The sequence below is a fragment of the Caballeronia choica genome, assembly GCF_001544535.1.
GTDB lineage: Bacteria > Pseudomonadota > Gammaproteobacteria > Burkholderiales > Burkholderiaceae > Caballeronia > Caballeronia choica.
Genome location: NZ_FCON02000007.1, coordinates 134,327 through 142,330 on the forward strand (window position 1 = coordinate 134,327; position 8,004 = coordinate 142,330).

The following is an 8,004-nucleotide window of genomic DNA, read 5'->3' on the forward strand; positions in this document are numbered from 1 at the left end:
CCAAGGATCTCCAGGACGCCTGAAGCAGACCGGTCCCGCCCAACCTTCGCCTACCTCAAGTTTGCGTACTTTGCTGCAAACGTGCGCCGGCGTTTTCATTCGCCGATTCGCTTCACTCCGCTCCGGGCTCCTCCTTTAGCGGATGCGTCATTCCAAATAAAAATTTTACGGAAATCTTTAGATGAAAAAGTCACCTCTCGCAGGGATCGTACTGAGCGCGGTCAGTGGCATCGCTTGCGCACAGAGCAGCGTCATGCTGTATGGCATCGTGGATGAAGGGATTCAATTCAATAACAACGCGGGTGGAAAGCGTCAGTACTATCTCGCAAGCGGCGAATTGAACGGTAGTCGCTGGGGCCTGCGCGGGACCGAGGACCTGGGCGGTGGATTAAAGGCCATCTTCGTATTGGAAAACGGTTTTGACGTAAACACTGGAAGGCTGGGTCAAGGGGGCCTTGAATTCGGTCGTCAGGCATACGTCGGCCTGTCGAGGCGTCGGGACCGTCACCCTTGGCCGTCAATACGACTCCATCGTTGATTATGTCGGGCCGCTCGAGGCAGGCGACCAGTGGGCGGGATATCTCGGGGCCCACCCAGCAGACAACGATAACTTCAACAACACGAATCGCGTGAACAACGCGATCAAGTACACGAGCCGAACCATCGGCGGGTTCACTTTTGGTGGCATGTACAGTCTTGGCGGCGTTGCCGGAGACGCCACGCGCAATCAGATATGGTCGCTAGGCGGAGGGTACGTAAATGGCCCGCTGGTCTTGGGAGCAGGCTACTTGAATGTACGCAATCCCAATGTTTCATTCTACGGATCGGGTGGGGCGGTTGCGGCCACGACGGCCGGTGTTCCGGGCTCGAATCTCGGTAACTCTCCGGTCATCTCGGGATATGCTTCGGCACACACGTTGCAGGTCGTGGGTACAGGTGCGGCATACACGTTCGGTGCCGCGACGATCGGTGCGACGTACTCGAACACAAGGTTCAAAGGACTCGGTGACACGACCTCGGGCCCAGTGCCTCCGGGTGGAATCAGCGGTACCGCCTCGTTGAACAACGCAGAACTCAACTTCAAGTATCAGTTGACTCCAGCTCTTCTGCTAGGTGCCGAATACGTCTTTACTAAGAGCAGCGGAGTGGATGGCGCGAGCGGTGCCAAGTACCACCAGGGTGCACTGGGCGTTGATTACTTCCTTTCCAAACGTACTGACGTTTATGTGGTGGGCGTCTATCAGAAGGCGAGCGGTACGGACTCGACTGGAAAAGCGGCGGTGGCCTCGGTCAGTCAGATCACGCCTTCCAGCTCGGATCGACAGGCTGCGTTGCGCGTCGCCATTCGCCACAAGTTCTGAGCGCTCCAGATGGCCGAGTCGGCGATCGTAGCCTTGTTCATGACTTGATGAATCGTGCTCCTCGAATGAGGAATACCGCCGCTAGCCCAAGCCGTTCAACGTAACGCACTGACATCGAATAAGCCACGAAGTCCCTGGAAATAAGGCCGATTGGCTGATTGCATCCGGGTTGTGAGCGGGTGTCGATTGGCATACCTGTTGAATTTATACTCGCACTTCCCATCTATCAACAACGGGTGCCGCATGGCGTTCGATGCACATGCGAAGGCTCTGTCGCGCTAAATGATGGGCTTCAAGGATTTCCGGTGCGCCCGCATCATTCTGTCATGCATCGAAGTGAAAACATGATCAGAAAAGGGCAGTTGAAGGACGGAGTTGCGCAAACGTTGCTGTCCCGTTCTATTCTTCGAGCATCCCCAGCCGCTACCGGACAGCCACCGCCGGCCTATTCGATTTGCAGCATTGTTCAATATTTTTGCAGGATTGTGTAAGCGCAACGGCAGGGGGTCGGTCACACTGCCGCGTACACCCCGCGCCAAGCTCGGGCTTTCCCCACGGAGAGGTTCCATGTCTACATCGTTTGTCCTGAACGGCAAGAACGTTACGCTCAACGCCGATCCCACTACGCCGCTCCTCTGGGCGATCCGCGAGGACGCGCGCCTGCACGGCACGAAGTTCGGCTGCGGCATGGCGCAATGTGGCGCCTGCACGGTTCATCTGGAAGGGGAAGCCACCCGTTCGTGCGTGCTGCCGCTCGCCGCGGTCGCGGGCAAGCGCATCACGACCATCGAAGGCATCGAAAGCCGGCCCGCCAAAGCCATTCAGGCCGCATGGGTCAAGCTGCAGGTGCCGCAGTGTGGGTACTGTCAGTCTGGACAGGTCATGTCCGCGACAGCCTTGCTCGAACATAACGCCACGCCCACCGACGCCGACATCGACGCCGCGATGAACGGCAATCTGTGCCGCTGTGCGACCTATACCCGCATACGCGCGGCCATCCACGAAGCGGCTGCCACGCTGAAGGCCTGACCATGAAGACCGATCTCGATCTTGCGGATGACGTGCGCCCGTCGCGCCGGACCTTCCTGAAAGCAGCCGGCGCTGTCGCGGCAGTCGGTCTCACCGTCGGCTTCGAATGGGCGGGCATGGGCCGCCGCACGCTCGCCGCCACGATGCCCGACGCCACGTTCGCGCCGAATGCGTTCCTGCGTGTCGCGCCAGACAACAGCGTCACGGTCATCGCGAAGCACGTCGAGATGGGCCAGGGCGCGTACACGGGCATCGCGACAATCGTCGCGGAAGAGCTGGATGCGAACTGGCAGGACGTGCGTGTCGAAAGCGCGCCCGCGGATGCGAAGCGCTACGCGAATCTCGCGTTCGGTACGATCCAGGGCACGGGCGGCAGTTCGGCGATGGCTAACTCGTGGATGCAATTGCGCGAAGCCGGCGCGAAAGCACGCGCGATGCTGGTCTCCGCAGCGGCGGCGCAGTGGCAGGTGCCCGCCGCAGAGTTGACGACGCGCGACGGCAGCGTCCACCACGCGGCCACGAACCGAACCGCGACCTACGGCTCGCTGGCGTCGGCCGCGGCCCGGGTGCCGGTGCCGGACAAGGTCACGCTCAAGTCGCCGAAGGATTTTCGTTTGATCGGCCATCAGTTGCCGCGTGTCGACGTGCCGCCAAAAACCAACGGCACCGCGCAGTTCACGCTCGACGTGACGCTTCCCGGCATGCTGGTCGCACTGCTGCAGCGTCCGCCGCTCTTCGGCGCGACGGTCAGGTCGTTCGATGCGACGGCCGCAAAAGCTGTGGCGGGCGTCGTCTCGGTCGTGCAGGTGCCAGGCGGCGTTGCGGTGGTCGCGAAGGGCTTCTGGGCGGCGAAGCAGGGCCGCGATGCGCTGAAGGTCGAATGGGACGATTCGAAGGCAGAGAAGCGCAGCTCGGACGCGATCATGGCCGAATACCGGCGGCTCGCCGAGCAGTCTGGCGCATCAGCTCGCAAGGAAGGCGATGCGACACAGGCGCTCGCAGGCGCGGCAAAGAAAATTTCAGCCACCTACTCGTTCCCGTATCTCGCTCACGCCCCGATGGAGCCGCTCGACGCCGTCGTCAGGCTCACTGCCGACAGTTGTGAGATCTGGGCCGGCGACCAGTTCCAGACCGTCGACCAGGGCAACGCCGCACGCACGGCCGGGCTCGATCCGCAGCAGGTGAAGATTCACACGCTTTATGCGGGCGGCAGCTTCGGGCGGCGCGCGAACACGCGCTCGGACTATATTGTCGAGGCCGTGTCGATTGCCAAGGCGCTGGGCGCGAACGGCACGCCGGTCAAGCTGCAGTGGACCCGTGAGGACGACATCCACGGCGCTCTCTACCGTCCGATGTACTTCCACAAGCTCGATGCGGGCCTGAGCTCCGATGGCAAGCTCGTCGGCTGGCGGCACCGCATCGTCGGCCAGTCGATTCTTGCCGGCACGCCGTTCGCGGCCGTGATGGTCAAGAACGGGATCGATGGGACGTCCGTCGAGGGGGCCGCTAACGTGGCCCACGCGATTCCGAACATCTCGGTCGAACTGACGACCACGCAGACCGGTGTGCCGGTGTTGTGGTGGCGGGTGGTCGGCAGCTCGCACACGGCATTCGCGGTCGAGGCGTTCATCGACGAAGCGGCGCACGCCGCGGGCAAGGACCCGTTCGTGTTCCGCCGCGATCTGCTCGAGCACGAACCGCGCATGCGGGGCGTGCTCGAACTCGCGGCGGAGAAAGCGGGCTGGGACCCGGCCAAACCGTTGCCGAAAGGCCGCGGGCGTGGCATCGCGGTGGCCGAGGCGTTCAAGACGTTCGTCGCGCAGGTCGCGGAAGTCTCCGTCGACAAGGACGGCAACGTGAAAGTGGATCGTGTCATCTGCGCAGTCGATTGCGGCACGCCGATCAATCCCGACATCATCGCGGCCCAGATGGAAGGAGGGATCGGTTTCGGCCTCGGTGCGGCGTTGCACAGCGCGATCACGCTAAAGGACGGCAGGGTCGAGCAGAACAATTTCGACGCCTACAAGGTGCTGCGGATTGCCGAAATGCCGAAGGTCGACGTGCATATCGTGCAGTCTGGCGAAGCGCCGACCGGCGTCGGCGAGCCGGGTGTCGCGCCGGTCGGGCCGGCGGTCGCAAACGCGATTTTCGCGGCCACTGGCAAACGGCTTCACAGCTTGCCGTTTCCGGCCGCTGCGGAAAAGAGCGCCTGACGGTCGTTTCTTCAGGACCGTTCGATATGCGCCGGACCCAGCCGGGGGCGTTTTTTTGTCGGGATGCTGTTGCAGTAAGGCGGTTCGCCATGATGTGCGGAGCGACATGACCGGCTGAAAGTCTGCGCAACGTGCCGGCCCATTGAACCATCAACGGCGTCAAAGGCCGTCATGCGCAGCGCTAGTGGTCGCGCAAACAATGAGAAAGGCTGCGGGACCATGAGTCGCAACCCGCGGAGACGGTGTCCGCCGCGAACTCGTCCCGCGTCTCCAACGAGATAACCGTAACTCCGCTAGCGGCTGCCATTGAACAGCGGCGACGCGAGGCTCGCGGCCGCCAGTTCCAATGCCGCCGCGAGGAGCGTCGGTCCGAGACTTTCCATGCGCTTCTCGTCGAGCCTGACGAGCGGTCCTGCAATGCTGATCACGCCGATCGCCGGATAGCCGCGCCGCTGCACGGGCGCCGCCATCGCAGTCATGCCCGGCGCGAAGACCTGGTTGATCGTCGCATAGCCGCGCTTCCTCGCGGCATGGATGAATTCGAGCAGTCCCTGCACCGTGGTCGGCGCCTTCGGACCGTATTGCTTCGGTTGGCCGAAGCCCTGTCGCGACACGAGTTCGAGCGCGCGTTCGTCGGACATCGTCATCATCCACGCATGGCCCGTCGCGCTGCACGACAGGACCGTGTCCATGCCCATGTCCGGGTCGTAGCGCAGTCCTTTCAGCGCACCTTGCGCTTTCGCGACCCACGTGATCCGGTCGCCATCGACGATCGCGAGTCGCACCAGTTCTCCCGACTTTTCCGCCAACCGGTCGAGGATCGTCTGCGCGATATCGACGATGCCCGACGTCGCGAGAAAGCCGAGTCCCAGACCGACGAGCTTCGTGGTGAGCACGTATTCGCCGTGCTCCCGCAGTTGGCGGACGTAGCCGCACTGCTTGAGATCGACGAGCAACCGATGACACGCGCTGCGCGGAATATCGAGTTCGGCGGAGATGAGTGCGAGCGGCGTGCCTTCCATCTGCGTCGCGAGATATTCGAGAACGGCGAGCGTGCGCTCAGTAACGCCGGGCATGTCTGTCTCCGTGGACCTTTCCGGGCGCCCATCTTTGCACATTATGAGATGAAATTCCACCCTGGAACGACATCCCAGGCACCGGTGATAGTCTTGCCACACGGTGTGAAAACGCATGCGCACCGAATACATGGATCAGGAGAGGAGACAACATGGTTAGGGACACAGCAGAGGCCCACGCAGCGATGCGAACACGCGCCGTTACCGCCGCGGCGGTCGGCACGGCGCTCGAATGGTTCGATTTCACGCTTTACGGCGCACTCGCCGCCACGGTTTTACCAAAGCTTTTCTTCCCCGCGATGGACCCGACGACCGCGCTCCTGGCGTCGCTCGCGACATTCGGCGTCGGGCTGGCGGCGCGGCCGCTCGGCGCGATCATCTGCGGGCATCTCGGCGACAAGCTTGGCCGCCGCAACCTGATGCTCGGCACAGTCTCGGTGATGGGCCTTTCGTCGATGCTGATGGGCATTCTTCCGACTTACGCGAGCATCGGCTTGTGGGCGCCGGTGCTCCTCGTGATCCTGCGCATTCTTCAGGGATTCGCGCTCGGCGGCGAATCGACCGGCGCGCAGTTGATGGCGATCGAACACGCGAGCCCGGACCGCCGCGGCAAGTACTCGGGCCTGCTCGGACTGTGCTCGCCGCTCAGCCAGATCATGGCGAACGGCACTCTGCTATTGCTGTCCTCGACGATGTCCGCCGACGCATTCGATTCCTACGGCTGGCGCATTCCGTTTCTGCTGAGCTTCGTGCTGATCGTGGTCGGCGTGTATATCCGGCTGAAGGTCAGCGAGACGCCCGCGTTCGTCGAGCTTCGCAAGACGCAGGTCGTGAAAGTCGCGAGCCCGCTGCGCGACGCGCTGCGCCTGCACTGGCGCACCGTGCTGCGCTGGATGCTGTTCTTCTGCGGGCCGGCTGCGATCTTCTATCTGATCGTGGTGTTTTCGCTGAGCTACATCACGAAGACGCTCGCCGTGCCGAAGCAGACCGGCTTTCTTCTGCTGATGGGCGCGAATGTGTGCGCGATCGTCGGCGCACTCGCGGGCGGCATGCTGAGTGACAAGATTGGCCGCCGGAAAGCGCTCGCGATCGGTTCGACGGCGACGCTCGTCATGCTCTTCTTCTACTTCCAGATTCTCGACACGAAGAGCTTCCTGCCGATGCTCGCCGCGATGGGCTTCTTCCTCGGGTTCACGCAGTTCCAGAGCGGCATTCAGCCGGTCGCATTCGCCGAAGCCTTCCCGACGAACGTGCGCTATTCCGGCTCGGCGCTTGCCTATACAGGCGCGAACCTGATTGCGGGCGGTCCGATGCCGGTGCTAGCCGTATGGCTCTTCGCGCTCTGCAACGGGTCGCCGTGGGGCGTCGTGGCGGTGTGCGTCGCGTTCAACGTGATCTCGCTGATCGCGATCCTGACGGCGCCCGAAACGCTCGGCATCGACATGAACCGCACGGATTCGGCGGCGCAGATCGCCGGGGAAGACAGCTACGCGCCCGCGAACATGAGCAACAGTCATTGAGCCGCGCAAGATCTTCAATCTCTCAAAGCCAACCTGAGCACCGCAATGAATGAACTCGTATTTGTACTGAACGGCTCGAACCTGAACATGCTCGGCAAGCGCGAGCCGCATCTCTATGGGACTACGACGCTCGCGCGCGTCCAGCAGGAAGTCGAGGCGCTCGCCGGCCGGCTGGAACTCGCGTGCGAATTCCGGCAGACCAACAGCGAAGCGACGATGGTCGACTGGCTCCAGGAAGCGTTCGAGCGCGATGCCGGAGTCGTCATCAATCCGGCGGGCTTTTCGTTCGCGTCCGTGCCGGTGCTCGATGCCGTCAAGCTCGTGCAGCGCCCGCTGATCGAGTTGCACATCACCAATATCCACAAGCGCGACGAGACGTACCGGCACTCGCTGGTGTCGAAGGCGGCGATGGCGGTGATCTGCGGCTTGGGCGTCGACGGCTATCTCATCGCCATGCAGGCAATGGCAACGGCGCTCAGGAAGAACTCTCCGTTTGCCGAATGACCGACGAGGCGTTTTAGCGCGGTGGGAAGGCGCTTGCACAAATATTCGCCGCGCCTCAACCTCGCATGTGCATTATTTTACATAATAATAATTATCAACTTTTTATCAGAGGGCGACATTGACTGTGTGGTTTGGTTGGCGCGTGAGGCGGCCGAAATTCATCGCCCAGTTTGAGGCGACGCCCACCGCCGGCAACGCGTGCGACAATTTCGGTATCCTTGGAACGGCCACCTTCATCCTCGGTGCGACCGTCGGGAGGAACTCGAAGTCTTGCAACGATTCCTGTTGTCTTGCAAGCAGC

At 62.3% G+C, this 8,004-nt stretch carries 6 protein-coding genes and 2 pseudogenes; 6 read left to right on the top strand and 2 right to left on the bottom strand.

All coding sequences use genetic code 11. The annotated features are described in order from the left end of the window. Window positions 1-181 precede the first annotated feature (181 nt). The 4 genes and pseudogenes from AWB68_RS05230 (at window position 182) to AWB68_RS05240 (ending at window position 4,603) form a co-directional block, all read left to right on the top strand. Window positions 182-1,361, top strand: a pseudogene (locus tag AWB68_RS05230) (porin). 282 nt (window positions 1,362-1,643) lie between these two features. Further along, window positions 1,644-1,747: pseudogene (locus tag AWB68_RS48805) on the top strand (IS6 family transposase); the annotation flags it as partial. 181 nt (window positions 1,748-1,928) lie between these two features. Continuing rightward, entirely contained in the window at window positions 1,929-2,390 is a 462-nt protein-coding gene (locus AWB68_RS05235; protein ID WP_087643289.1) for a (2Fe-2S)-binding protein, read from the top strand. 2 nt (window positions 2,391-2,392) lie between these two features. Next, the gene (locus tag AWB68_RS05240; RefSeq protein WP_087643290.1) at window positions 2,393-4,603 is read left to right on the top strand and encodes a xanthine dehydrogenase family protein molybdopterin-binding subunit; all 2,211 of its coding nucleotides are present in this window, start codon (window positions 2,393-2,395) and stop codon (window positions 4,601-4,603) included. 293 nt (window positions 4,604-4,896) lie between these two features. Here AWB68_RS05240 and AWB68_RS05245 read toward each other — a convergent pair whose 3' ends face one another. Then, on the bottom strand, window positions 4,897-5,679 hold the full coding sequence (locus tag AWB68_RS05245) for an IclR family transcriptional regulator (RefSeq protein WP_087643291.1): 783 nt from the start codon (window positions 5,677-5,679) through the stop codon (window positions 4,897-4,899). A 152-nt stretch (window positions 5,680-5,831) separates the two neighbouring features. Here AWB68_RS05245 and AWB68_RS05250 point away from each other — a divergent pair, with 152 nt between their 5' ends. Together AWB68_RS05250 and AWB68_RS05255 are read left to right on the top strand one after the other, a co-directional pair. Beyond that, the gene (locus tag AWB68_RS05250; protein WP_087643292.1) at window positions 5,832-7,199 is read left to right on the top strand and encodes an MFS transporter; all 1,368 of its coding nucleotides are present in this window, start codon (window positions 5,832-5,834) and stop codon (window positions 7,197-7,199) included. A gap of 45 nt (window positions 7,200-7,244) precedes the next feature. After that, window positions 7,245-7,703, top strand: a complete 459-nt coding sequence (locus AWB68_RS05255; protein WP_087643293.1) for a type II 3-dehydroquinate dehydratase — start codon at window positions 7,245-7,247, stop codon at window positions 7,701-7,703. Between the two features lie 105 nt (window positions 7,704-7,808). Here AWB68_RS05255 and AWB68_RS49295 read toward each other — a convergent pair. After that, on the bottom strand, window positions 7,809-8,004 hold a 196-nt coding region (locus AWB68_RS49295; protein ID WP_235028217.1), incomplete at its 5' end, for a hypothetical protein.

Bases quoted from the DNA above. Each gene is read 5' to 3' on its own strand.
- AWB68_RS05235 (WP_087643289.1), top strand. From the start codon at position 1,929: ATGTCTACATCGTTTGTCCTGAACGGCAAGAACGTTACGCTCAACGCC.
- AWB68_RS05245 (WP_087643291.1), bottom strand. From the start codon at position 5,679: ATGCCCGGCGTTACTGAGCGCACGCTCGCCGTTCTCGAATATCTCGCG.
- AWB68_RS05250 (WP_087643292.1), top strand. From the start codon at position 5,832: ATGGTTAGGGACACAGCAGAGGCCCACGCAGCGATGCGAACACGCGCC.
- AWB68_RS05240 (WP_087643290.1), top strand. From the start codon at position 2,393: ATGAAGACCGATCTCGATCTTGCGGATGACGTGCGCCCGTCGCGCCGG.
- AWB68_RS05255 (WP_087643293.1), top strand. From the start codon at position 7,245: ATGAATGAACTCGTATTTGTACTGAACGGCTCGAACCTGAACATGCTC.